This window comes from Kluyvera sichuanensis, from assembly GCF_040930405.1.
Taxonomy (GTDB): domain Bacteria; phylum Pseudomonadota; class Gammaproteobacteria; order Enterobacterales; family Enterobacteriaceae; genus Kluyvera; species Kluyvera sichuanensis.
Genome location: NZ_CP162271.1, coordinates 4836182 through 4862162 on the forward strand (window position 1 = coordinate 4836182; position 25981 = coordinate 4862162).

General features: G+C 54.2%; 23 protein-coding genes. 16 read left to right on the forward strand and 7 right to left on the reverse strand.

Features of this window, described 5'->3' with window-relative positions:
* The first annotated feature begins 7 nt into the window (after positions 1-7).
* Both ehaB and AB2B48_RS22965 read left to right on the forward strand, forming a co-directional pair.
* Positions 8-2932, forward strand: a complete 2925-nt coding sequence (gene ehaB / locus AB2B48_RS22960) for an autotransporter adhesin EhaB (protein WP_368300359.1) — start codon at positions 8-10, stop codon at positions 2930-2932.
* Positions 2933-3024: 92 nt separating this feature from the next.
* Complete coding sequence (locus AB2B48_RS22965) at positions 3025-3651, forward strand: helix-turn-helix domain-containing protein (protein ID WP_185667209.1); 627 nt, start codon at positions 3025-3027, stop codon at positions 3649-3651.
* Here AB2B48_RS22965 and ampH read toward each other — a convergent pair.
* Positions 3648-4805, reverse strand: coding sequence for a D-alanyl-D-alanine-carboxypeptidase/endopeptidase AmpH (gene ampH, locus AB2B48_RS22970; protein WP_368300360.1), 1158 nt, complete (start codon positions 4803-4805; stop codon positions 3648-3650). The two genes, AB2B48_RS22965 and ampH, sit on opposite strands and share 4 nt — an antisense overlap.
* A 331-nt stretch (positions 4806-5136) precedes the next feature.
* Here ampH and sbmA point away from each other — a divergent pair, with 331 nt between their 5' ends.
* Together sbmA and AB2B48_RS22980 are read left to right on the forward strand one after the other, a co-directional pair.
* The gene (gene sbmA / locus AB2B48_RS22975; RefSeq protein ID WP_220440104.1) at positions 5137-6360 is read left to right on the forward strand and encodes a peptide antibiotic transporter SbmA; all 1224 of its coding nucleotides are present in this window, start codon (positions 5137-5139) and stop codon (positions 6358-6360) included.
* 31 nt (positions 6361-6391) lie between these two features.
* Positions 6392-7495 (forward strand): DUF1615 domain-containing protein, encoded by a 1104-nt coding sequence (locus AB2B48_RS22980; RefSeq protein WP_368300361.1) that lies wholly within the window; start codon positions 6392-6394, stop codon positions 7493-7495.
* Here AB2B48_RS22980 and AB2B48_RS22985 read toward each other — a convergent pair.
* A complete protein-coding gene (locus tag AB2B48_RS22985) occupies positions 7492-7794 on the reverse strand; it encodes a DUF2755 family protein (protein WP_185667205.1) in 303 nt (100 codons plus the stop codon). The genes AB2B48_RS22980 and AB2B48_RS22985 overlap by 4 nt on opposite strands.
* 249 nt (positions 7795-8043) lie before the next feature.
* On the opposite strand from AB2B48_RS22985, the gene AB2B48_RS22990 reads away from it, so the two are divergent.
* Complete coding sequence (locus AB2B48_RS22990) at positions 8044-8238, forward strand: DUF2754 family protein (protein ID WP_185667204.1); 195 nt, start codon at positions 8044-8046, stop codon at positions 8236-8238.
* Between the two features lie 76 nt (positions 8239-8314).
* Here the strand turns inward: AB2B48_RS22990 and ddlA are convergent, their stop codons facing one another.
* Positions 8315-9415, reverse strand: a complete 1101-nt coding sequence (gene ddlA / locus AB2B48_RS22995; protein ID WP_368300362.1) for a D-alanine--D-alanine ligase — start codon at positions 9413-9415, stop codon at positions 8315-8317.
* A gap of 275 nt (positions 9416-9690) precedes the next feature.
* Here ddlA and AB2B48_RS23000 point away from each other — a divergent pair, with 275 nt between their 5' ends.
* From AB2B48_RS23000 to AB2B48_RS23015, 4 genes are all read left to right on the forward strand, one after another.
* Positions 9691-10890: a multidrug efflux MFS transporter gene (locus AB2B48_RS23000; RefSeq protein ID WP_185667202.1), complete on the forward strand. Its 1200-nt coding sequence runs from the start codon at positions 9691-9693 to the stop codon at positions 10888-10890.
* Positions 10891-11195: 305 nt separating this feature from the next.
* On the forward strand, positions 11196-11450 hold the full coding sequence (locus AB2B48_RS23005; protein ID WP_368300363.1) for a sigma-S stabilization anti-adapter protein IraP: 255 nt from the start codon (positions 11196-11198) through the stop codon (positions 11448-11450).
* A gap of 105 nt (positions 11451-11555) precedes the next feature.
* Complete coding sequence (gene phoA, locus AB2B48_RS23010) at positions 11556-12965, forward strand: alkaline phosphatase (protein WP_368300364.1); 1410 nt, start codon at positions 11556-11558, stop codon at positions 12963-12965.
* Between the two features lie 99 nt (positions 12966-13064).
* On the forward strand, positions 13065-13400 hold the full coding sequence (locus tag AB2B48_RS23015) for a PsiF family protein (protein WP_185667199.1): 336 nt from the start codon (positions 13065-13067) through the stop codon (positions 13398-13400).
* A gap of 68 nt (positions 13401-13468) precedes the next feature.
* Here the strand turns inward: AB2B48_RS23015 and proC are convergent, their stop codons facing one another.
* Positions 13469-14278, reverse strand: a complete 810-nt coding sequence (proC, locus tag AB2B48_RS23020) for a pyrroline-5-carboxylate reductase (protein ID WP_185667198.1) — start codon at positions 14276-14278, stop codon at positions 13469-13471.
* A 157-nt stretch (positions 14279-14435) separates the two neighbouring features.
* Between proC and AB2B48_RS23025 the strand changes: the two genes are divergently transcribed.
* From AB2B48_RS23025 to ppnP, 4 genes are all read left to right on the forward strand, one after another.
* Positions 14436-14888, forward strand: a complete 453-nt coding sequence (locus AB2B48_RS23025) for a YaiI/YqxD family protein (RefSeq protein WP_220440106.1) — start codon at positions 14436-14438, stop codon at positions 14886-14888.
* A gap of 273 nt (positions 14889-15161) precedes the next feature.
* Positions 15162-15686: a shikimate kinase AroL gene (aroL, locus tag AB2B48_RS23030; protein ID WP_185667196.1), complete on the forward strand. Its 525-nt coding sequence runs from the start codon at positions 15162-15164 to the stop codon at positions 15684-15686.
* A gap of 294 nt (positions 15687-15980) precedes the next feature.
* The gene (locus AB2B48_RS23035) at positions 15981-16658 is read left to right on the forward strand and encodes an AroM family protein (RefSeq protein ID WP_368300365.1); all 678 of its coding nucleotides are present in this window, start codon (positions 15981-15983) and stop codon (positions 16656-16658) included.
* 78 nt (positions 16659-16736) lie between these two features.
* Entirely contained in the window at positions 16737-17021 is a 285-nt protein-coding gene (ppnP, locus tag AB2B48_RS23040; protein ID WP_333495188.1) for a pyrimidine/purine nucleoside phosphorylase, read from the forward strand.
* Positions 17022-17061: 40 nt separating this feature from the next.
* Here ppnP and rdgC read toward each other — a convergent pair whose 3' ends face one another.
* Complete coding sequence (gene rdgC, locus AB2B48_RS23045) at positions 17062-17973, reverse strand: recombination-associated protein RdgC (RefSeq protein ID WP_123649988.1); 912 nt, start codon at positions 17971-17973, stop codon at positions 17062-17064.
* An 87-nt stretch (positions 17974-18060) separates the two neighbouring features.
* On the opposite strand from rdgC, the gene mak reads away from it, so the two are divergent.
* On the forward strand, positions 18061-18963 hold the full coding sequence (gene mak / locus AB2B48_RS23050; RefSeq protein WP_368300366.1) for a fructokinase: 903 nt from the start codon (positions 18061-18063) through the stop codon (positions 18961-18963).
* A 99-nt stretch (positions 18964-19062) separates the two neighbouring features.
* On the opposite strand, the gene sbcC is transcribed toward mak, so the two are convergent.
* Positions 19063-22203: an exonuclease subunit SbcC gene (gene sbcC, locus AB2B48_RS23055; protein WP_368300367.1), complete on the reverse strand. Its 3141-nt coding sequence runs from the start codon at positions 22201-22203 to the stop codon at positions 19063-19065.
* Positions 22200-23402 carry an exonuclease subunit SbcD gene (gene sbcD, locus AB2B48_RS23060; RefSeq protein ID WP_368300368.1) on the reverse strand — a complete coding sequence of 401 codons (1203 nt, stop codon included), beginning with the start codon at positions 23400-23402 and terminating at the stop codon, positions 22200-22202. Before sbcD ends, sbcC begins: the two co-directional genes overlap by 4 nt.
* Before the next feature lie 191 nt (positions 23403-23593).
* Here sbcD and phoB point away from each other — a divergent pair, with 191 nt between their 5' ends.
* On the forward strand, positions 23594-24283 hold the full coding sequence (gene phoB / locus AB2B48_RS23065; protein ID WP_185667191.1) for a phosphate response regulator transcription factor PhoB: 690 nt from the start codon (positions 23594-23596) through the stop codon (positions 24281-24283).
* A gap of 21 nt (positions 24284-24304) precedes the next feature.
* Positions 24305-25600: a phosphate regulon sensor histidine kinase PhoR gene (gene phoR, locus AB2B48_RS23070; RefSeq protein ID WP_368300369.1), complete on the forward strand. Its 1296-nt coding sequence runs from the start codon at positions 24305-24307 to the stop codon at positions 25598-25600.
* Positions 25601-25981: the final 381 nt, after the last annotated feature.

A 25981-nucleotide genomic window follows, 5' to 3' on the forward strand; every position in this document is an offset into this window, starting at 1 on the left:
ATGACAAATGCACTCCTGGAAAAAGAAACTTGTAGTATCACAATTAGCATTGGCCTGCACTTTGGCGCTCGCTTCTCAGGCAAATGCTTCTACCGATATCTCTGGCACCACCTACACCACCTTTAACCACTATAACGACTCAACTTATTCTGACGGCGTTTACTATAATGGTTATGCAGGCTGGAACAACTACGCGACCGATAGCGTTTATAACGGCAATATCTATCCGGTAATCAATAACGCTACCGTTAACGGCGTGATTTCTACCTATTATCTGGATGATGGTCTTTCTACCAACACCAATACCAACAGCCTGACCATTAAAAACAGCACCATCCACGGCATGATCACCTCTGAGTGCATGACCACTGATTGCGTGGATCGTGACGCAACAGGTTATGTTTACGACCGTCTGGCGCTGACCGTTGATAACTCCACCATTGATGATAACTACGAACATTATACTTATAATGGCACGTATACTGATAACACTGCAGATACTCACGTCGTTAATGTATATGACATGGGCACTGCGATCACGCTGGACCAGGAAGTTGATCTGGTTATCAAAAATAACTCCCATGTTGCGGGTATTACCCTGACTCAGGGTTATGAGTGGAGTGACGTTGACGATAATACCGTTAGCACCGGCGTAAACAGCAGCGAAGTGTTCACCAACACTATCAATGTAACTGATTCTACCGTGACCTCTGGTTCATGGTCTGATGAAGGCACCTCCGGCTGGTTCGGTAATAACGGCAACGCAAGCGATTATAACGGCTCCAGCTTCAACGCTGATGATGTAGCGATTTCTGCTATTGCTAACCCGTATGCAGATAACGCGATGCAGACCACCGTTAACCTCGATAACTCGACTCTGAACGGCGACATCCTTTTCTCCAGCAACTTTGACGAGAACTTCTTCCCTAACGGCGCTGACAGCTATCGCGATACCGATTCCACCGTTGACACAAACGGCTGGGACGGTACAGACCGTATGGATGTTACCCTGGATAACGGCAGCAAGTGGGTCGGCGCGGCAATCTCTGCGCACCAGGTTGACACTGACGGTGATGGCGTTTACGACAGCTATGCGGCAGGTACTGAAGCCACTGCTACGCTGATTGACGTTGCGGCTAACAGCCTGTGGCCGTGGTCAACCTATGGGATTGATAACAGCAATACCGCTTATGATGAAGACGGTCACGTTGTTGGCAAAAACGTCTACCAGAGTGGCCTGTTCAATGTGACCCTGAACAATGGCTCACAGTGGGATACGACTAAAACCTCTCTGATCGACACCCTGAGCATTAACAGCGGTTCTGTCGTTAACGTTGCTGATTCTACGCTGATTTCCGACACCATCTCTCTGACCGGTGGTTCCGCGCTTAATATCAACGAAGATGGCCATGTTGCGACTGATGAACTGACCATCAACAACAGTACCGTCACTATTGCTGATGATGTTGCTGCCGGTTGGGGCGTAGGCGATGCCGCGCTGTATGCTAACACCATCAACGTCACCAACAGCGGCGTTCTGGATGTGGGTAACAGCACCGCGTATGCACTGCAAACCGACACGCTGAATCTGACCAGCACCACAAACGCTAACGGTAAAGTGAAGGCTGGCGTATTCGATATTCATAGCAACAACTTCGTGCTGAATGCCGATCTGACCAACGACCGTACCAACGACACCACCAAGTCTAACTATGGTTACGGTGTTATCGCCATGAACTCTGACGGTCACCTGACCATCAACGGTAACGGTGATTCAGATACCTCTTCCGATCTGTCTGAAGTGGATAACTCTGGCGATAGCGTTGCAGCAGCGAGCGGTAACTATAAAGTTCGTATCGATAACGCAACAGGTAAAGGTTCCATTGCTGATTACAAAGGCAATGAGCTTATCTACGTTAACGATCAGAACAGCACCGCTACCTTCTCTGCGGCAAACAAAGCCGATCTGGGTGCTTATACCTATCAGGCTAAGCAGGTTGGCAACACGGTAGTGATGGAACAGACTCGCCTGACCGACTACGCGAATATGGCGCTGAGCATCCCATCTGCTAACACCAACATCTGGAATCTGCAGCAGGATGCCCTGAGCACCCGTCTGAACACGGCTCGTCACGGCTTCACCGACAACGGTGGCGCATGGGTCAGCTACTTCGGCGGTAGCTTCAGTGGCGACAACGATGCCATCAACTACGACCAGGATGTCAACGGCATCATGGTGGGTGTGGACTCTAAGATCGACGGCAATAATGCACAGTGGATCGTCGGTGCAGCTGCTGGCTTCGCGAAAGGCGACATGAATGAACGTACTGGTCAGGTTGACCAGGACAGCCAGTCTGCCTACATCTACTCCAGCGCTCGTTTCGCAAACAACATCTTTGTTGATGGCAACCTGAACTACAGCCGCTTCAACAACGATCTGACTGCAAACATGAGCGACGGCACCTATGTTGATGGTAACTCCACTGCAAATGCATGGGGCTTCGGTCTGAAAATGGGCTACGACTGGAAAATCAACGACGCGGGTTACGTGACTCCGTACGGTGCAATTTCTGGTCTGTTCCAGTCTGGCGATCACTATCGTCTGAGCAACGATATGAAAGTTCAGGGCCAGGACTACGACAGCATGCGCTATGAACTCGGTTTCGATGCCGGTTACAGCTTCAACTTCGGCGACCAGGCGGTATCTCCGTACTTCAAACTGGCTTACGTGTATGACGATTCCAGCAACGATGCCACCGTTAATGGCGACAGCATCGACAACGGCGTGAAAGGTTCAGCGGTTCGCGTTGGTCTGGGTAGCCAGGTTAGCTTCACCAAGAACTTCAGCGCTTACACCGGTGTGAACTACCTCGGCGGCGGCGATGTTGATCAGGATTGGGCGGCTAACGCCGGTGTGAAATACACCTGGTAATCCTCATAACACCGGGAAGGAGACTTTCCGGTGTTTTACGCTTTATTCCACGCCCGTCATGATGACGGGCTTTTTTGCAGGGATTGCATAACATGCCTTCTTCAAGCAAGCCGCTCAATGAATTCATGGCTCTTGATAAAAAACTGTCTCAAATCGGGACGCGCTTCCAGATTGCTGCTGGGGAGATGCTTCTTCCTGCCAATTGCACCATGAATGATGTCACGGTTGTCGTTCAGCAGGGCGCGGTGTCGCTGCACCGCAGTGAGGGGCATATTCTGTACGGCATCGTACACAGTCCGTCGATTTTTGGTCTGGCGGCTGCTGCTAATACCATCCGTAATGAATACCAGTTGGTCGCAGAGAGCAACTGCCGTGGTTACTATCTTCCGTCACGGGAAACGCTCAAGTGCCTGGAGCGCTATCAGCTATGGCGAGAAGCATTTTACTGGATGACATGGCAAATCCGGATGCTGGAAATGCGTGACAGGCAGCTCATTGGCACCAACCATTACCACCAGATCCGCTCGACGCTGCTGACGATGATCGACTGGGATGAAGATATCCGTTCGCGAATGGGGGTGCTGAGCTATATTCAGCAGCGCACGCGAATCTCACGTTCAGTCATAGCCGAAGTGCTCTCCGCGTTACGCAAAGGGGAGTATATCGAGATGGAGAAAGGCAAACTCGTTAGCATCACGCGCTTGCCTACTCACTATTAAGACGCCGGAATGACGGCAGCTTTGTTGCCGCTCAGTTCGGTTACCAACTCGTTGATACCGTCGCTCATATTCACAAAGCGGGTAAGCGGAGAACGCGTGACCACCACAAATGCGCCCACGTTAGCCTGAGGTATCATCGCCATATAGGTGATAAAACCGCCGCCACCGCCGGTTTTCTGGATAATACCCGGTCGGCCATTTTTCGGCGCCATATAGACCCAGCCTAACCCTAACGCATCAGCATGACCCGGAACGTCCATACCCACCACGCGAGTGAGTTGATTACGCTTGTAAACCAGGGTTTGCATGCGATCGGCCTGACTGCTGCGATGATAGAAATCCGATGAAAGATACTGCTGCATCCAGCGCATCATATCGCCCGGCGTGGAATAAACGCCGCCGCTGCCCATTGCCGCGAGGGTGTTATTGCACGGGCTTGCCCCTTTTTCCGCGACCATCAGACGACTACATTGATCCGGTGAGGGGGTAAAGGTGGTGTCCTTCATGCCCAGCGGACGGGCAATCTGCTCTTCAAACAGCTGCGGATAAGGCTTATGCGTGGCGTTGCCCAGCGCATCGGCCAACAGGTCAAACGCTAGATTCGAATAGCTCGCCTGTGATCCTGGCGCGGCATGCAGTTTTGCCGTGGAGAGATAGCTCCAGCGCTGAGACTGAGTTGGCCAGACGAAGACCGGGCGATTAGCCGCACCGCCTGGCATTTCGCGCGGCAGGCTGCTGGTATGGGTTGCCAGATTGACCAGGGTTATCGGCGTGCCGTTATAGGTTGGAACACGTGCACCCGGCGGGGCATATTTGCTGAGCGGATCGTCAAGCTTCACCACGCCCTGGTCGAGCAGTTTTACCAGCATCTCGCTGGTCATTAGCTTACTCAGTGAGGCAATACGGATAACGGAATCGAGCTGGGGATGCACGTTGTTGCCTGGGCGCGTCTCGCCAAAGCTTCTGAACACCCGCTGGTTACCATCGATAACCACCAGTGCCATACCGGTTGCACCGCTGCCGTAATAAATATGATTGGCGTAGCGGTCAACAATATCGGACGCAAACGCGGGGGTGGTAAGAGGCTGAGCGGCCTGCACCGAGGTCAATGACGCCACGCAGAGCGCGGCAGAAAAAAGCAGACTACGTTTCAACGGATGCATCCATAAATAGAAATGGGGAAGTAATGCGTATTTATACTAAAAATACAATGAATCGGCATCTGGCACAGCGCCATTAAACGGTATGATAGCGGGAAAAACGTAACCGAGCGTAAATGCAGAGATTATTCATTGAGGTGGATACGCACTTTTGTGATCCGGCGCGTATGATACATACGATGCCGTCTGGCGAACTCTATCGCCATTTTCAGGTCTGATTGCACAGTTACATCGCCTAATACCTCTTTACGGTAAAAATGATCCGTAGCGGTATTCTGTTGTCACAGCACAAAGCAGAATCATAAGAAGTTAGCAGGAGAGCACTATGTTTAAGTCTTTTTTCCCTAAGCCGGGTCCATTTTTTCTCTCGGCATTTATTTGGGCAATGGTAGCGGTCATTTTCTGGCAGGTGGGCGGCGGCAGCTACTTACTTCGCCTGACGGGCGCGAGTAACGATGTTCCGATCAGCGCCGCGCGCTTCTGGTCGATGAACTACCTGATCTTTTATGCTTACTATCTGGTGTGCGTTGGCTTGTTTGCTGGCTATTGGTTTATTCGCAGCCCGCATCGCTGGCAGTACTGGTCCATACTGGGCACCGCGCTCATCATCTTCGTGACATGGTTTATGGTGGAAGTCGGCGTGGCGATTAACGCCTGGTATGCACCGTTCTACGACCTCATCCAGACCGCATTGGCAACGCCGAACAAAGTCTCGATTAACCAGTTTTACCAGGAGATCGGTATCTTCCTGGGGATTGCGCTTATCGCCGTGGTGATTGGGGTACTGAATAACTTCTTTGTCAGCCATTATGTCTTCCGCTGGCGTACGGCGATGAACGAACACTATATGACACACTGGCAGCATCTGCGTCATATCGAAGGTGCCGCGCAGCGTGTGCAGGAAGATACGATGCGCTTTGCCTCGACGCTGGAAGATATGGGCACCAGCTTTATCAATGCCATTATGACACTGATTGCCTTCCTGCCGGTGCTGGTAACGCTCTCGGCGCACGTTCCTGACCTGCCGATTATTGGCCATGTTCCTTATGGGCTGGTGATTGCGGCTATCGTCTGGTCGCTGATGGGGACTGGGATGCTGGCTGTGGTGGGGATCAAACTGCCGGGGCTGAACTTTAAGAATCAGCGTGTCGAAGCGGCTTATCGTAAAGAACTGGTGTACGGTGAAGATGATGCGAGCCGCGCGACGCCGCCAACCGTGCGAGAACTGTTTAGCGCGGTACGTCAGAACTACTTCCGCCTTTACTTCCATTACATGTACTTCAATATCGCCCGCATTTTGTATCTGCAGGTGGATAACGTTTTCGGGTTGTTCCTGCTGTTTCCGTCAATTGTTGCCGGTACGATTACGCTCGGCCTGATGACGCAGATTACCAACGTTTTCGGCCAGGTACGTGGGTCATTCCAGTACCTGATTAGCTCCTGGACCACGCTGGTGGAACTGATGTCCATCTACAAACGTCTGCGCAGCTTTGAGCGAGAACTGGATAATAAAGACATACCGGATGAGATTGCTCAGCCGCAGGCTTAATAAAAACGCTTTAATTTTATAAGGATATCTTATGGCGATTGCCGCATCGCGCTACCTTGCGCTCCCTGTGCCTTTCCTGGCGGTACTGCTTAGCGCCTGTACCAGCCAGCAGGCACCCACGATGAAGGCGGGAGAAAAACCGGTAGATGTGGCAAGCGTCGTGCGGCAAAAAATGCCGGCCAGCGTGAAGGATCGCGATGCCTGGGCGCAGGCGCTGGCGAAAACGTTTGAAAGCCAGAAGCTTGCACCAACCGAGGAAAATATCTGTTCGGTGCTGGCGGTGGCGCAGCAGGAGTCTAACTACCAGGCAGATCCGGCGGTGCCGGAGTTAAGCAAAATTGCCTGGCAGGAGATCGATCGTCGTGCCGAGAAAATGCATATCCCCGTCTTCCTGGTGCATACGGCGCTGAAGATTAACTCTCCTACCGGTAAGAGCTACAGTGAACGGCTGGATACGGTCAAAACGGAAAAACAGCTCAGCGCTATTTTTGATGACTTTATCGGTATGGTGCCGATGGGGCAGAAGCTGTTCGGCTCGTTGAATCCGGTACACACCGGAGGGCCGATGCAGGTAAGCATCGCCTTTGCCGAGCAGCACCAGAACGGCTATCCATGGAAGATGGACGGTACCGTGCGTCAGGAGGTCTTTACCCTGCGCGGCGGCCTGTGGTTTGGTACTTATCATCTGCTGAATTATCCGGCTAGCTACACGGCGCCGATTTATCGTTTTGCTGATTTTAACGCTGGCTGGTATGCCAGCCGTAATGCGGCATTCCAGTACGCGGTGAGCAAGGCCACCGGAGTGAAACTGGCGCTCGACGGTGATGTGATTCTCTACGGTAGCGATGAGCCGGGCAGCACGGAAATGGCGGTCAGAAAGCTTGCCAGCAAGCTTTCGCTCAGCAATAGCGACATCCATCGTCAGTTGCAAAAAGGCGATAGCCAGGCGTTTGAAACTACGGCGCTCTATCAAGGGGTTTATAAAATTGCGGAGCAGAAGGCGGGTAAATCGCTGGCAAAAGAGATGTTGCCGGGGATTCAGCTTGAAAGCCCGAAGATCACCCGTAAATTAACCACGGCGTGGTTTGCAAAACGGGTGGATGAGCGTCGGGCCAAATGTATGGCCATCAATTAATCGTGATGACGCAGGCGGCGTACGAGGGAGACCACGCCCAGAATAGCGCAGCCTGCCAGGAACGGCACCACGCCAAATAGCGTACTCACGCCAAGGCCAATTTCAACGCGCGGGCGACCACTGTCCTGCATTTGCATCAGATGTTCATAGACACCGGGTGCGTGAACCACCAGAGTCAACAGCTGCGCGCCGACCGAAAAGCAGAGCAGAACGAAAAGCGCGTAGGCCAGATTGCCTGAGGCGGAGGAGTCCCTCTTTTTCCCACTGAACATGAGTTTTGACAACGTGAAATCTGTCATTGAGACCTCCAGGATAACGTAAATGCCGATCGTTTCGTGATACTGGGGTGAGTGTGGCAGCAGAAAGGGATTGTCAATATCGGATTTATGGTAAATTTTGAGCAGGAATAGTCCTGGATTATCATTCAGGCTTATTGATTGTCCGTTTCCGGCTTGACGTTAATTGATTTAACATCTGCGAATTGTTGTTTACACCACAGACGCTGACGCGGGTTTATGGCATCATCGTTTTTTTATGCTGGAGTCGCTATGAACCTGCCTGCAAAAATTCGCCGTGACTGGCATTACTATGCCTTTGCCATTGGTCTTATCTTTATTCTGAACGGGATTGTCGGGCTGCTTGGGTTCGAGGCTAAAGGCTGGCAAACCTATGCCGTGGGGATGGTGACCTGGGTGATTAGCTTCTGGCTGGCCGGTTTTATCATTCGCCGTCGGGAAGAATAATTCATTCTACAAATGCATTTTCGGCGTCGCTGCACGACCGGTAGCCCGGCCGAGCGCAGCGACGCCGGGGAAAATCCTACCCGTTCATCGATGTTTTCAGCGCCTTATCGGCCTGATGACGTTCCAGCGCCAGCTCAATCAAACGCGTAATCAGCGAGGTGTAATCCAGACCGCTGGCCTGCCACAGTTTTGGATACATGCTGATATTGGTGAAGCCCGGTAGGGTGTTGATTTCGTTAATTACCACGTCGTTATTTTCGGTCAGGAACACGTCAACGCGCGCCATCCCGCTGCAGCCTAAGGTCTGGTAGGCTTCAATCGCAACATGACGAATCTTGTCGTTCACTTCGGCGGAGATCGCCGCTGGAACCACCACTTTTGCGCCGTTATCGTCAATATACTTGGTGTCGTAGGCGTAGAATTCGCTGTTCAGAACGATTTCGCCACAGGTGCTGGCCTGCGGGTCATCATTGCCGAGCACCGCGCACTCAATTTCACGCCCGTTAATGCCCTGTTCAACCACCACTTTGTGGTCAAATTCAAACGCCAGCGCCACGGCCTGTTGATACTGTTCGGCACTGTTCACCTTGCTGACGCCGACGGATGACCCCTGGTTTGCCGGTTTAACGAACAGCGGCAGACCGAGCTTCGCTTTAATCTCATCGAACGAGAAGCTGTCACGGGTGCGACGGGTTAACGTCACAAACGGCGCGATAGAAAGCCCGGCGTCGCGCAGCAGACGCTTGGTGACGTCTTTATCCATACAGGCGGCGGAACCCAGAACGTCAGAGCCGACGAACGGCAGGTTTGCCATACGCAGCATGCCCTGCAGGGAACCGTCTTCACCCAGGGTGCCGTGAACAATAGGGAAAATCACATCGATGGCATCCAGCGGTTGGCCGCTTGCAGCATTGATCATCTGCTGATGCGCTTTGCCAGGGATATGGGCCAGCGTGATATCGGAAGGGCGTAGCGCGATATGGGCAGGATCGTGGGCGTTTAACAGGTAGTTTTGCGCATCGCTGATGTGCCACTGCCCCTGCTTATCGATCCCCAGCAGAACGACCTCAAAACGCGTCTTATCAATCGCTTCTACGATATTTTTAGCAGACTGTAGGGAGACTTCGTGCTCCGCTGATTTGCCGCCAAAAACAATCCCAACCCGCAACTTTGCCATCTCAAATTCCATCCATTCCAAACGCAAAGCACATAACATACCACGGGTGCGGGGAGGCATCTGCCTTTTCCATATCAAAGTGCGTAAATCGCAGGCAGAGCTTAAGAATAAGTGACTGCATAATAGCGCCTGAAGCGTGATATTTATCACACAAAAGCGCTGAGTGGCTGATATTGTTCTGAAATAATGCATTAAGCATCTCTGACAATACGGCGCAAAGCGCAACTTGCTAACCTGTTTACTTGTCCTCACAAAAAGAACGAATACGTGTAGTTATGGAATCCTGGAAGGTTAACCTTATTTCAGTTTGGCTCGGTTGTTTTTTCACCGGGTTGGCTATCAGCCAGATCTTACCGTTTTTGCCGCTTTACGTGGCGCAGTTGGGCGTCACCTCCCATGAATCTCTCTCCATGTGGTCCGGGTTAACCTTCAGCGTCACCTTCCTGGTTTCTGCCATTGTTTCGCCAATGTGGGGCAGCCTGGCCGACCGCAAAGGCCGTAAGCTTATGCTGCTACGTGCCTCGTTGGGGATGGCGATTGCTATCCTGCTGCAGGCTTTTGCAACCAACGTCTGGCAGCTCTTTTTCCTGCGTGCGGTAATGGGCTTAACCTCAGGTTATATTCCTAACGCGATGGCGCTGGTGGCCTCCCAGGTGCCGCGTGAGCGCAGCGGCTGGGCGCTCAGCACGCTGTCCACGGCGCAAATCACCGGCGTTATCGGTGGGCCGTTGCTTGGCGGCTTCCTGGCCGACCACGTTGGCCTGAGAATGGTCTTTTACATTACCGCGTTCCTGCTGCTGGTGAGCTTCCTGGTGACGTTGTTCCTGATTAAAGAGGGCCCGCGCCCGCAGTTCAATAAAGGGGAAAAGCTCAGCGGGAAAGCGGTATTTGCGACGCTGCCTTATCCGGGGCTGGTGATTAGCCTGTTCGTCACCACCATGGTTATTCAGTTATGTAACGGGTCTATCAGCCCGATTCTGGCGCTGTTTATTAAATCGATGTCGCCAGATAGCAGTAATATCGCCTTCTTGAGCGGCATGATTGCCGCCGTCCCCGGCGTGTCGGCGCTTATTTCGGCTCCGAGGCTGGGTAAGCTTGGCGATCGTATCGGCACGGGCCGCATACTTTTGGGTACGCTGACGTTTGCAGTGGTGCTGTTCTTTGCTATGTCGTTTGTCACCACGCCGTTCCAGCTGGGCGTGCTGCGCTTTATTCTTGGCTTTGCCGATGGCGCGATGCTGCCTGCGGTACAAACGCTGCTGCTGAAGTATATTAGCGAGCGCGTCACCGGGCGTATTTTTGGTTATAACCAGTCCTTTATGTACCTGGGTAACGTGGCCGGCCCGTTAATAGGTGCCTCCATTTCGGCGATGGCCGGTTTCCGCTGGGTATTTATTGTCACCGCGGTGATTGTGCTGATTAACCTCTGGCAATTAGCGGTAATGCTGCGTCGGGCGCAACCCGTACGTCAGTAATACCGGCATTGAGAGGGGAATAAACGCGGCGGCGTTTATTCCCTGATTACCGCACTACACTCTTCATATTCCCTCTTCGCGCCTTGCATTATTTAATGAGAAAAACGTTTCGCTGGCGATACCGGTAAGTAATTCCATGATATTGATGAGGATTATATTTTTGCCGAGGACTATTGCAGAATACGTAATATATTGTAATTCTATTCGATGTTGCTGAAGGGGGAATAGCGCCGTAAGGTTTTGCGGTCTATTTATTTTTTCAGGGCTTGAGTCCTGCCCACGCCGTCATACAAGGAAAACGCGCGATGAAAAATTTCATTGCAGAACTGCTGGTCAAACTGGCCGAAAAGGAAGATGAAGCAAACGCGTTACGTATTCAGGTCGATGCACTTGAAGTGGTGGTGACCACGCTTTTACAGCATGTACAGCAAGGTTCTGGCCCGGTACTGGAGGATGAAATAGCCGCGACGTTGAATAAACTCGCCCCTGCAGAACACGCCAGCGACCATAATAGCGAACTCTTATATAACCATGTTAAACGGTTATTTCTGCATCCCTAAAATTAGTAGGTAATGACATCATTTTGGGTGTCATTAAAATGTCACGCACTTTTCTTACAGTCTCCATGTTTCATTTTTTAAGTATTTGTACATGGAGAAACTAACGTGAAATACAGTGCTATTTTTGCCGCATTATTACCTCTGCTGGGTTTATCTGCCGCACACGCGGACACATCAATTGCCGTTCTGGATAACCGTGCCGCGCAAGGGGATATTACCCAGCCGGGCGGTGCTCGCCGTTTATCTGCCGATCAAACCGAAGCCATTCGCGCCTCTTTGAATAATAAGCAGGCCAAAAACGTTATTCTGCTGATTGGCGATGGGATGGGCGATTCTGAAATTACCGCTGCGCGTAACTATGCTGAAGGGGCGGGCGGTTATTTCAAAGGTATTGATGCGCTGCCGCTAACCGGGCAGTACACGCACTACGCGCTGAATAAAAAAACCGGTAAGCCGGATTATGTCACCGATTCTGCGGCGTCCGCGACGGCCTGGAGTACCGGGGTGAAAACCTATAACGGTGCGCTGGGCGTGGACATCCACGAAAAAGATCACCAGACCATTCTCGAGCTGGCAAAAGCAGCTGGCCTGGCAACAGGGAACGTTTCTACCGCCGAACTGCAGGACGCCACTCCTGCTGCGCTGGTATCGCATGTGACCTCACGTAAATGCTATGGCCCAAGCGTGACCAGCGAAAAATGCCCAACCAATGCGCTGGAGAAAGGCGGCAAGGGCTCCATCACCGAACAGCTGCTGAATGCGCGTGCGGACGTGACGCTGGGCGGCGGTGCGAAGACCTTTGCTGAAACCGCAACGGCGGGGGAATGGCAGGGGAAAACGCTGCGTGAACAGGCGCAGGCGCGGGGTTATCAGCTCGTTGATAATGCCACAACGCTGGCGGCGATTACCCAGGCAAACCAGGATAAGCCGCTGCTGGGCCTGTTCTCAGACGGCAACATGCCGGTACGCTGGGAAGGACCGAAAGCCTCCTTTCACGGTAATCTCGATAAACCGGTCGTGACCTGCGCCCCAAACCCGAAACGCGATGCCAGCGTACCGACCCTCGCGCAGATGACCGATAAAGCTATCTCTCTGCTGAGCACCAGCGAAAAAGGGTTCTTCCTGCAGGTAGAGGGCGCGTCGATTGATAAACAGGACCACGCGGCAAACCCGTGTGGCCAGATTGGCGAAACGGTCGATCTGGATGAAGCGGTACAGAAGGCGCTGGAATTTGCCAAAAAAGACGGCAATACGCTGGTGATCGTCACCGCTGACCATGCCCACGCCAGCCAGATTATCCCACCGGAAACGAAGGCACCTGGCCTGACGCAGGCGCTGAACACCAAAGATGGTTCGGTGATGGTAATGAGCTACGGCAACTCGGAAGAGGAGTCGATGGAGCATACCGGCACCCAGTTGCGCATTGCGGCCTACGGCCCGCACGCGGCGAACGTGGTTGGCCTGACCGACCAGACGGACCTCTACTACACCATGAAAGCGGCGCTGGGGCTTTAAGCCCTGACACTCGCCCGACGGCAAAATTTTGTCGTCGGGTTGGTAATATTCCTTCCAGCGACCAGACTTACAGAGTTCTACTCACAAAAGGATGGTGCAATGAAAACAACATTACTGGTTACCCTACTGTGTGGTCTGTTTACGGCGGGCGCCGTGTCTGCGGCAACGACGGCGGCAGCGCCGGAGAAAACCCTGACGCCGCAGCAGCAGCGCATGAGCACGTGTAATCATGAAGCCGCGTCAAAAACCCTGAAAGGTGATGAGCGTAAAACCTTTATGAGCAGCTGTCTGAAGGGGGAAAGTGCGGCCGCTGATGGCAAAAAACTGACCCCGCAGCAGCAAAAAATGAAGGACTGTAACGCGCAGGCAGCCACCAAAACCTTAAAGGGCGACGAACGTAAAACCTTTATGAGTACCTGTCTGAAAAACAAATAACTAACGGCGCCGTGGGCGCTTTTTTTATGGCAAGAAAATCAGGCCCGGCGCGATGCCGGGCCTGCGACTTATGATTTACTCATCTTCTCTGATTTTTCCATGCATTTGGCCATCGCTTCGATGACCGCAGAGCGGAAGCCTTTCTCTTCCAGCACGCGCACGGCTTCAATGGTGGTGCCGCCAGGGGAGCAGACCATATCCTTCAGCTCACCCGGATGCTTACCGGTTTCCAGCACCATCTTCGCTGAGCCCATGACCGCCTGTGCGGCAAACTTATAGGCCTGAGCGCGTGGCATACCGCCCAGCACGGCGGCATCGGCCATCGCTTCGATAAACATAAAGACGTAGGCTGGCGCCGAGCCGCTGACGCCTACCACCGGGTGGATCATCGCTTCAGCGATCTCTTCAGCCGCACCAAAGCAGCGGAAAATATTCAGCACATCGGCGATATCTTCCGGTGTCACCAGCGCGTTCGGGGTAACGGAGGTCATCCCGGCATTCACCAGCGATGGAGTATTAGGCATGGCGCGTACGATTTTACGATCGTGGCCCAGCGCGCGCGCCAGCTGCTCCAGGGTTACGCCCGCGGCGATGGACACCACCAGTGAGTCTTTATTCAGGCTCGAGGCGATATCACTCAACACTTTAACCATGATGCCCGGCTTCACGGCACCAAAGACGATGTCGGCAACCTGAGCCACTTCCTGCGGGCTTTGCGCCGCGTTAATGCCGAATTCGTCGCGCAGCGCGGCCACTTTATCCGGTGACGGCGTGTAGACCCAAATCTGCCCAGGAAGTACCTGGCCGCTGGCAATCAGGCCACCAAGAATGGCTTTCCCCATGTTGCCGCAGCCAATGAAGCCAATCTTCTTCTCCATTTCACTCTCCCTCTGTCTGTTTTTTTCGTAGTTTACTGTTATAGGCGATTCCCGGCGATGGGTAACCTACTTTTATCATTCAGCTGGCAATTATTACGTACGCGTCCCGGCTCTCTGTATAATCACGCTTTGCGATAATATTCACTCTGGAGTATCGATGACCATTTGGGTTGATGCGGACGCTTGTCCGAACGTGATTAAAGAGGTGCTGTTTCGCGCCGCAGACCGCACGCAGATTGAGCTGGTACTGGTCGCTAACCAGTATCTGCGCGTGCCGCCGTCGCGTTTTATCCGCGCAATGGTGGTGCCAAAAGGGTTCGACGTGGCCGATAACGAAATCGTTCGCCTCTGCGAGCCCGGCGATCTGGTGATCACTGCCGATATCCCGCTGGCGGCTGAGGTGTTAGAAAAGGGCGGCGCGGCGCTGAATCCTCGCGGTGAACGCTACAGCGAGGCGACCATCAAAGAGCGCTTAACCCTGCGTGATTTTATGGACACCATGCGCTCCAGCGGTATTCAGACCGGCGGGCCTGCGGCGCTCTCCCAACGCGATCGCCAACAGTTTGCCGCTGAGCTGGATAAATGGCTGCTGGCGGTCAAACGCGGCTGACGTGATTTCTGTCACATAAATGTGCTACCTTTTGCCGCGATGTCCGGCTTGTCAAAGTCAGGTACTTTCATGTACTGTTAGCGACACGCTTTGTGGCATGTTTTTTTTACGCTTAATTTGCGCATTATAGCAGCGTGTAGCGGTAAAATAGGTCTCCAGCCATATCAGAATGTAATATAAAGTTTACACTTACTTGTGTACTAGTTTGGTGATATCATTGGCGCATCATCTACACATCCCGCATTTACGCGTCATCAGGGGGAATTCCAGGTCATGACACAGCCGATTTTTCTTATCGGAGCCCGAGGCTGCGGAAAAACGACGATAGGTCAAGCGCTTACCCATGCCTGCCATTTTCACTTTGTTGATACTGACCTGGCGTTACAGCAGCAGTCCGGCATGAGTGTGGCGGAGATTGTTGACCTCGAAGGCTGGGCGGGATTTCGCGCACGCGAGACCCAGACGCTGATGTCGGTCACCCAACCGAGCACGGTGGTGGCAACGGGCGGCGGTATTATTCTTGCACCCGTTAACCGCGAATTTATGCGCCAGAACGGTGTGGTTATCTATTTGAACGCCCCGGTACCGGTTCTGGCGCGTCGTCTGGAAGCCTTTCCAGAAGAGTCCCAGCGCCCGACGCTGACCGGTAAACCGATTAGCGAAGAAGTGGCGGAAGTACTGGCGCAGCGAGATGCGCTGTACCGTGAAACCGCTCATTACGTTGTTGATGCCTCTGCGGCACCAGAACGTGTTGTCACGCTGATTCTTGATGCTCTGCACCTGGCCACGGCCAGCTAGCAGGGCACGTCCGCTCTCCCTCTTTATTCTGCGTTTTCTCCTCCTCAGGTTTTACCTCTGACTGCCGATATAACCATTTTTTATTTGTGGCTATATTGCGCGTAAGTCACATTTTTGGCTTATCATTAATGTTATAGAAACGTTAAAATCAAAATTTATCAGGAGAGTACTGGAAATAACGGGAATCTTTACATTCTGCCCGGCGGATGAACTGCTACGCTTTTGAGCGGTATTTTTCATCCATCCAGGTGGCTATGTGTAAAGCGAGCATAAGAGAAGCAGAAGGTAGATAACATGAGTGCAACGATGGCGATTCTTACGATAGGGGTCGTGCCCGTGAGTGAAGTATTGCCGCTATTGACCGAGCACATCAGGGAAGATCAAATCACCCACATTAGCCTGTTAGGCAAAATGAGCCGTGTGGAAGTCATGGAAGAGTATGCACCAGAACCCGGTGAAGAACGTTTGCTGGTTCTGTTAAATGATAACCAGTTTGCTGAAGTTTCCCGCCTGAAAGTCGAGCACAGCCTGCAGGCCGTGATTGAGGTGCTGGACAATCAATCCTACGACGTCATTCTGCTACTGAATACGTTTAAATTACGCAGTATGGTGGCGCGCAATGCGATTCTGCTGGAGCCCCAGCGTATTATTCCACCGTTGGTCGCCTCTATCGTTGAGGGACATCAGGTCGGGGTGTTGGTCCCCGTGGAAGCCATTCTCGATGCCCAACAGGAGAAGTGGCGGATGCTGTCCAATTTGCCTTACTACGCGCTGGCTAACCCGCTTCGCGATACCGACCAGCACCTGATTTCAGCCGGCAACTCGCTGCTGGATCAAGGCGCTGATGTGCTGGTGCTAGACTCACTGAGTTATCACCAGCGTCACCGTGACCTGCTACAAAAGGCGCTGGATGTGCCGGTTCTCTTGTCGAATGTGCTGGTGGCCAGACTGGCGGCAGAATTATTGTGTTAAGCGTATGATTTCGCGTGACAGGTTTCTGTTCGCAACCCTATATTGGTCTTTTGACGACGAGATAATAAGGGCCTGTTTATGCTTCAGAGCAACGAATACTTTGACGGAAAAGTGAAATCCATTGGCTTTACCAGCAGCAGCACGGGTCGTGCCAGCGTGGGCGTGATGGCGGAAGGCGAATACACCTTCGGTACCGCGCAGCCGGAAGAGATGACGGTGATTAGCGGCGCGCTGAACGTGCTGTTACCGGGTGAAATCGAATGGAAAGTCTATTCCGCAGGGGAAGTGTTCAACGTGCCGGGCCACAGCGAGTTTAACCTGCAGGTTGCAGAGCCAACCTCTTATCTGTGCCGCTATCTGTAATCCATCCCCTTCCTGCTGAGGCAGGAAGGGAATTTCCCACTTAACGCTGGGCTTCGCCGCCTAAACCTTCTACCAGGCTTTTAATCATTGCAGCCAGTTCGCCGGTCATCAGAATAAAGTCCGCGTCGAAACGCTGAGCATAATCATCTCGGTCGATATCTTCGTTCTGATCGCGCAGTTCGTCACAGAACTTCAGACGCTTGATGGAACCGTCATCGCACATCACAAATTGAATGCGCTGCTGCCAGTCGAGCGCCAGCTTGGTCACCAGCTTACCGGCTTCGATATGACAGGCTATCTCATCGCACACCAGATCTTGTTTCTTCGCGCGGATCACGCCGCCGTCTTCGAGGATCGCTTTCAGCTCGGCTTCATCCAGAATCTGGAAACTTTGCGCCGCCGATCCGGAACGCACCCATTCGGTCAGGGTCAGTTCGATTGGATTTTCCAGCGTCAGCGGCACCACTGGCAGCGAGCCGAGGCTTTTACGCAGCAGCGCCAGCGTATCTTCCGCCTTTTTGGCGCTGGCGCAGTCGACCATAATCAGATCGTTAACGGTGTCGATCCACATCATCGTCTGGCTGAAACGGCTGAAAGCGCGCGGCAGCAGAGAGTGCAGGACTTCATCCTTCAGCGAATCTTTTTCGGTTTTCTTGAGCTTGCGGCCTTGATCGGCTTCGAGCTTTTGGATCTTCGCTTCCAGCGCTTGTTTAATCACCGGAGAGGGCAGGATCTTCTCTTCTTTGCGGGCGCAAATGATGATCTGACCATTTACTGTGTGCGTCAGCGCATCGCTGTGTGAGCCCATCGGCGGTACCCAGCCGGTTTTTGCCATATCCTGGCTGCCGCATGGGGTGAAGGTCATCTCAGCGAGCTGTTTCTCCATCTCTTCCGCGCGCAGGGAGATGTCGCGGCTGAGACGATAAACCATTAAATTTTTGAACCACAGCATGATAATTTCCACGGTGTTGTCGTTAAATCAGCGGGCAATGATAACGAATTGTCCTCGCCCTTGCATTGTTTTAAACAGGAGTTATGAATGCGAATTGGTATCGATCTGGGTGGAACGAAAACCGAAGTCATCGCGCTAAGCGACCAGGGTGAGCAGCTTTATCGCCACCGTTTGCCGACGCCACGTGATTATCAGCAAACCATTGAGAACATTGCGCATCTTGTTGCTCTCGCCGAAGAGGCAACCGGGCAAACGGGCACGGTTGGCATGGGCATTCCTGGCTCAATTTCCCCCTATACCGGGGTGGTGAAAAACGCCAACTCGACCTGGCTCAATGGCCAGCCGTTTGATAAAGACCTCAGTCGCCGCCTGAATCGTGAAGTGCGGTTGGCGAACGATGCTAACTGCCTGGCGGTATCTGAAGCGGTGGACGGTGCGGCAGCAGGGGCGCAGACGGTGTTCGCGGTGATCATCGGTACCGGCTGCGGCGCGGGCGTGGCGTTGGGAGGCCGTGCGCACATCGGCGGTAACGGTACGGCGGGCGAGTGGGGACATAATCCGTTGCCGTGGATGAACGACGACGAGCTGCGCTTCCGGGCAGAAGTCCCGTGTTATTGCGGTAAGCAAGGCTGTATTGAAACCTTTATTTCCGGCACCGGCTTTGCTACGGATTATCACCGCCTGAGCGGTAATCCACTAAAAGGCAGTGAGATTATACAGCTAGTGAGCGAAGGCGACGCGCTGGCCGAGCAGGCGCTGAGTCGTTACGAGCAGCGGCTGGCGAAATCGCTGGCGCACGTGGTGAATATTCTCGACCCTGACGTGATTGTGCTGGGCGGTGGGATGAGCAACGTTGAGCGTTTGTATCAGACGGTACCGCAGCTGGTGAAAGCGTGGGTATTCGGCGGTGAGTGTGAAACACCGATTCGCAAGGCGCTGCACGGGGACTCCAGTGGGGTACGTGGGGCGGCGTGGTTGTGGCCAGCGTGATGTTGCCCTCACCCTAACCCTCTCCCAAAGGGAGAGGGAACCGTTCGGTATCGCTTTTCTCCCTCTCCCTCCGGGAGAGGGCCGGGGTGAGGGGAAACCTCACTCCACGCTAAACATTTTATCCAACCGGCTATATCCCAACCCGTTAATCTTCTTCACCTTAATCTGTACCGGAATCCGCTCTTTCATCGCCTCAACGTGGCTAATCACGCCGATGATTTTACCGCTGGCGTTGAGCGTATCCAGCGCGTCCAGCGCCGTGTCCAGCGTTTCGCTATCCAGCGTGCCGAAGCCTTCATCAAGGAACAGCGAATCGATGCGCGTTTTATGGCTCACCAGGTCGGAGAGCGCCAGCGCCAGCGAAAGGCTGACGAGGAAGCTTTCGCCGCCGGAGAGGGTGCGGGTATCGCGCACCGCGTCCGCCTGCCAGGTATCGACCACTTCCAGTTCCAGCGCGTCGCTGACCTTGCGCTGAAGCAGATAGCGACCGTGCAGGCGACTGAGCTGTTCGTTGGCGAGCCACACCAGATTATCCAGCGTCAGCCCCTGGGCAAATTTGCGGAACTTATCGCCCTCTTTAGAGCCAATCAGCGCATTCAGATGTGCCCAGTCCTCCAGCGCGGCGCTGGCTTTTTCTATCTCCAGGAACAACGACTGCTGCTGCTGGCGATTCTCTTCATCCTGTTTCAACTGCTGGCGCAGCTCGCCCTGGCGTTCGCTGTTTTCACGCAGTTGGCGGGAAATGTGCTGGAGCTGCGTCTGGACATCTGCCAGCGTTAACGCCTCGCTCAGTGTTTCCGGACGCTGAGTCAGATGACGCTGTATTGCCTCCTGCGCCTGTGCCGCTAACGTCTGGCGCTGCTGATGCTGCGTTTCCAGCGTCTGTTTTAGCTGCTCCAGACGAAGACGTTCCGCGTTGTCCAGCAGGGCGCGAAGGAAGTCCTGGCGATTGCTAAAGTGCGACTCGGCCAGCGCCTGGTCGAAGGCCTGCTCGGCCTGTTGCAGACGTTGTTTCTCCTGCGCTTCTTGCTGCTGGAGCGTGTGCCACTGGCTCTCCAGCGACACGCAATCATGGTGTACCTGCTGCCAGCCGTCGAGCGCCACCGGGTGGGCATCTTCAGGGTTTTGCACCGCAGGAAGGGTGTCGAGCAGCGGTTGGATCAGCACGAGTTGCTGCTGAATCTCCAGACTCTGTTTCTGCTGCTGCTGCCAGCGCTGGGTATCCGCTTCACGGGCAGCCAGCCAGCGGTGCGCTTCGTCGGGCTGCGGAAGGGCAAGGCCGAAGCCAGCGAGCGTCTGGGTAAGCAAAGCGGTACGCTGCGCCAGTTCATCCTGCTGCTGGGTGTACTGGGTACGTAGCTCACGGATTTGCGCGTCGAGCGTCAGGCGCTGGCTGTAGTGATAGCGCTGCTGTTCGGCCTCTTCCTGCGCTGCCAGCCAGCCGTTGATATCGTCAGCAGGCTGTAGCGTGATATCCAACCCCTGAATGACCGTCTGCCACTGTGATGTAAGTGCTTGCTCTCGCTCACAAAGCGTCGCCAGCTCGGCATTTTCCAGCTGCTGCTGTTTTTCCAGCGCGGCCTGCTGACCGCGCAGCGTGGCGCCTTCTTCAGCGAGTCGGGCAACCTCTTTTTCCAGCGCATCGCGGCGGGCTTTGTTGGCATCCAGGGTTAACGCCTGGTACTCCGCCAGCGCCGGGTGGCTGGTTGAGCCGCACAACGGGCAAGGCGCGCCTGGCTGCAAACGCGCGCGCTCAGCCTCGAGGCGTACGATCGTTGCCTCCAGCTCGCAGATGGCATTGACGTCATCGCGCTGCTGCTTTTTCTCTTTATAGACCTGACGGAGTTGGGTGAGCCCGGCGGTCAGCGTCTCCAGCTGTTGCTGGCGCTGCTGCTGTGCGTGTAAAAGCTGCTGGCGGCGCGTTTGCAGCGGGATGAACTGCGAATGCAGTGCGCTTAGCTGCTGGCGCAGCGGGCGGCTGGCCGCGTGCTGGGCAATTTGCCCGGCCACTTCTTCCTGAGTCAGCGTCAACGCCGAAGGCGGCAATTGGGCGAGCTGTTTTTCCAGCTCAGCCAGACGCTGTGTGGCGGTCTCTAGCTGAACGCGTTCACGGGCCTGTTGACTGAAGGCGCTACGCCAGCCGGTCAGTTCCCCCAGCCACTGCTGGATGTGTTCGTTTTCCTGCAGCCACTGCTGAAGCTGGCTTTGGGTCTGCTGGAGCGTGGTGGCCTGCTGCTCAGCGCTCACTCGGATACGGTCGCGAAGGCGGCGGGAGTCATGTAAGCGAGTATTTACTTGCTCTACTAACTGGTGGGTTTTCGCCACCGTGGCGGCCTGTTCCTGTAGCTGCGTCCAGCGCGGGCGTAACGCTTCCGCAGGCTGCGCCCGGTTGAGCGCAGCAAGCTGTGGCTGCGCTTCTTCCAACGCCTGGTGGGCAGTATTAAGCGACTGCTGGTGGGTTTTCCCGTCCTGTTCCAGCTCCTGCTGACGGGTGAGCCACTGCTGATGCAGTGCGGCGACGGTCTGCTGTTGTTGCCACTGCTGCTCGTCAGAAGTAAGCGCCTGCAAACTCTGTGTCAGGGTCTGCTGCTGCTCTTCGCTCAGCAGGACTACGCCGCTGGCCTGCGCCTGAAGCTTCTCCAGTTCGCCACGTGCCTGCTTATGTTTTTCAAAGACCTGTGCGGAGATCTGACCATAAATTTCAGTGCCGGTCAGCTCTTCGAGTAACTCAGCACGTTCTTTTGGCTCGGCGTTGAGGAAGGCGGCAAACTGGCCCTGAGAGAGCATCATCGAGCGGGTAAAACGACCGTAGTCGAGGCCGGTCAGCGAGGCGGTCATCTCCAGTTTGTCTTTAATTTTGTCCGCCAGAATTTGCCCGTCGTCGCAGCGCGCCAACTCGACGCGCGGCGCCTGTAGGTTGCCGTCCGGTTGGTTACGGGCGCGGTTCTGGCTCCAGAAGGCGCGATAGGCCACGCCCTGAACCTCGAACTCGACTTCCGCCAGGCACTCGGCAGTGTCGCGGGTCATCAGGTCATTTTGCGACTGGGAGACGTTACTTAAGCGCGGCGTCTTGTGGTACAGCGCCAGGCAGATGGCATCCAGCAGCGTGGTTTTCCCCGCGCCGGTTGGGCCGGTAATAGCAAACAGACCGTTACTGGCAAACGGCTCCTGGGTGAAGTCGATTTTCCACTCGCCCTTGAGCGAGTTAAGGTTTTTCAGGCGCAGGCTGAGAATTTTCATGGCTGTTCCTCCTCACCAAGACTCTGGAGGGTGTCATTAAACAGCGCGTGCAGGCGCTGTTGCTGCGGCTCCTCCAGCGTTTCCAGCGCCAGACGACGCTGAAACACCTCTTCGACGCTCAATTCGCTCAAGGTTTCGCGCTCAAGGCTTGCCAGAATGCGCTGGCGTTGTTCACGACTGCGGCGCACCAGCAGCACGTCGACCGGCAGGTCATCGGTGATGGCCTGAATTTTACGTTGAATATCATGCAGGTATTCGTCGCTGGTGATTTCAATATCCACCCAGGTGCTCGGCTCTGCGGCGGCATCGCGCCATTCGGCTAGCTGGGCGCTGATAGCGTCAAAATCGCCTTTGATTACCGCCAGCGGCTGAGTCACGGGCACGGTAAGCGGCGTGACGTCGGCAAGCTTGCCGTCGGTGAAGCTCACCAGATTGACGCTTTTGGCTTTGCCGGTTTCATCAAAGCTGAGGGCGATAGGCGAACCGCTGTAGCGAATATGCTCGCTGCCACCGATTTTCTGCGCCCGGTGGATGTGGCCCAGCGCGATATAGTCGGCAGGCGGGAAGTTTTGCGCCGGAAATGCGTCCAGTGTGCCAATATAAATGTCGCGCACCGCATCACTTTTGCTGGCCCCGACGGTAGTCAGATGGCCGCTGGCAATAATCGGCAGCGTGGCATCGCCGCGCAGTTCACAAGCCTGCTGGTATTGCTGCTGGTAATAGTCGGTAATGCTCGCCAGCACCTGCTGGACTTTTTCGCCGCCGGAGAGCCCCGCCTGGCTGGTAATAATGTCACGCGGGCGCAGGAACGGCACCGGGCAGAACACCGCGCCGGGCGTGCCGTCGCGGCGATTCAGAATAAAGGGCTCATGACCGGCACTGGCAATCACCGTGGTATTCAGAAATGAGAGAATATCGCGGGATTCATTCAGCGTTGCCACGGAGTCATGGTTGCCCGCCAGCACCACCAGATGGCAGCCGGTCTGCTGCAAATTGACCACAAATCGGTTGTACAGTTCGCGCGCATAGCTTGGCGGGGAGCCGGTATCGAAGATATCGCCCGCGACAATAATAGCATCCACCTGCTCATGTTCGGCGGTGGTGAGCAGCCAGTTCAGGAACGCGTCATGTTCAGCCGCGCGGCTTTTGCTGTAGAAGTTCTGGCCAAGGTGCCAGTCCGAAGTGTGGATGATGCGCATAGCGGTTCCGTGAGAAGTGGCGTAAAGTTGATTATAAACATCAGCCTACGTTGAGGTCGATGAGCGCGTTTTGAGAGTGTCATAAACGGTAAACCGCGATCATCTAACGGTCATGTTTTTCATAAATCTGTCATAAATCTGACGCATAATGACGCCGTATATAATACTGATGTCTAAAAACAGGGCAAATAATGGCAAGACGTATTCTGGTCGTTGAAGATGAAGCGCCAATCCGCGAGATGGTCTGTTTCGTTCTGGAGCAAAACGGTTTTCAGCCGGTGGAAGCAGAAGATTACGATACCGCTATCAGCAAACTGAATGAACCCTGGCCCGACCTTATTCTGCTCGACTGGATGTTACCGGGCGGTTCGGGACTGCAATTTATTAAGCATATCAAACGTGAAGCGCTGACGCGTGACATTCCGGTGGTGATGCTGACTGCCCGTGGTGAAGAAGAAGACCGCGTGCGGGGCCTCGAAACCGGCGCCGACGATTACATCACCAAACCTTTCTCGCCAAAAGAGCTGGTCGCCCGCATTAAAGCGGTGATGCGCCGTATTTCGCCGATGGCGGTGGAAGAGGTGATTGAGATGCAGGGGCTGAGCCTTGACCCGACCTCTCACCGCGTGATGACCGGTGAAAACCCGCTGGATATGGGGCCAACCGAATTTAAGCTGCTGCATTTCTTTATGACGCACCCGGAGCGCGTGTACAGTCGCGAACAGCTGCTGAACCACGTTTGGGGTACCAACGTTTATGTTGAAGACCGTACCGTCGACGTGCATATTCGTCGTCTGCGTAAGGCGCTGGAACACAGTGGTCATGACCGCATGGTGCAAACCGTTCGCGGCACGGGTTATCGTTTCTCTGCCCGTTTCTAATTTTTGACAGGAGTGTGACGCGTGCTGGAACGGCTGTCATGGAAAAGGCTGGTGCTGGAGCTGCTGTTATGCTGTCTCCCGGCCGCGATACTGGGACTGATTTTTGGTTATCTGCCGTGGTTTTTACTGGCGGCGGTGACCGGGCTGCTCATCTGGCATTTCTGGAATTTACTGCGACTCTCCTGGTGGCTTTGGGTCGACCGAAGTATGACCCCTCCGCCGGGACGCGGCAGCTGGGAGCCCTTGCTCTATGGGCTTAACCAGATGCAGCTGCGTAATAAAAAACGCCGCCGCGAGCTGGGTAATCTGATTAAACGCTTCCGTAGCGGTGCCGAGTCGCTGCCAGATGCGGTGGTGCTCACCACCGAAGAGGGGGCCATTTTCTGGTGTAATGGCCTGGCCCAGCAGTTGCTGGGGCTTCGCTGGCCCGACGATAGCGGGCAGAACATCTTAAACCTGCTGCGTTACCCCGAATTTACCCAACACCTCAAAAAGCGCGATTTCTTAAAGCCGTTGCATCTGGTGCTGAACAGTGGTCGCCATCTGGAAATCCGCGTGATGCCGTACACCGACCGTCAGCTGCTGATGGTGGCGCGCGATGTCACACAGATGCACCAACTGGAAGGGGCGCGGCGAAACTTCTTCGCCAACGTCAGTCATGAGCTGCGCACGCCGCTGACCGTACTGCAGGGCTACCTGGAGATGATGCAGGAGCAGGTGCTGGAAGGGAACGTGCGTGAGAAAGCGCTGCACACCATGCGTGAGCAGACGCAGCGTATGGAAGGGCTGGTTCGACAGCTGCTGACGCTCTCTAAAATCGAGGCTTCACCGACGCTGGCGTTGAACGAAAAGATTGATGTGCCAATGATGCTGAAGGTGGTGGAGCGCGAGGCGCAGACGCTCAGTCAGCATAAGCATCAGTTCCATTTTGAGATTGATGAGACGCTGAAGACACTGGGTAACGAAGAACAACTGCGAAGCGCGATGTCGAACCTGGTCTATAACGCGGTAAACCATACGCCGGAAGGCACGTTGATTACCGTACGCTGGCAGCGTGCGTCGCATGGGGCGTTGTTCAGCGTAGAGGATAATGGCCCGGGCATTGCGCCTGAGCACCTGCCAAGACTGACCGAACGTTTTTATCGCGTTGATAAAGCACGCTCGCGGCAGACCGGCGGTAGCGGTTTGGGGCTGGCAATTGTTAAACATGCGGTTAATCATCACGATAGCCGGCTGGATATTACCAGCACGCTCGGCAAAGGTTCGTGTTTCAGCTTCCTGCTGCCGGAACGTTTAATTGCCAGAAATAGCGAGTAATTTCGCGCTTGTCAGCTTAACTTTCCACAGACCAGCCTCGGCTGGTCTGTTTGCTTTGCAGTCAAGTAAACGCCGCGTTATTTACGAACGTCTGATTATTTTTTGTTCGCATGATTAGCCGGATGTTTTTCTTAAATCCAGTTAATACGTCTGCCTATTTTTTCACTATCAATATAATCATCTGGTTTTGCGATCCCGTGTTGCTTTAAAACGTTATAAGCGTTTAAATTGGCCCCCATGCAGTCGTAAACAGACTGTATATGCGCGGTAAATCAAAAAACTATTCTTCTCTACGCCGCGAAGGGAGCATATCCCGCTGAGTTTATTGTCAGTTTCCTCTGCATCATTCCACAGGCGCTGACACAATAAATTTGTTTTACA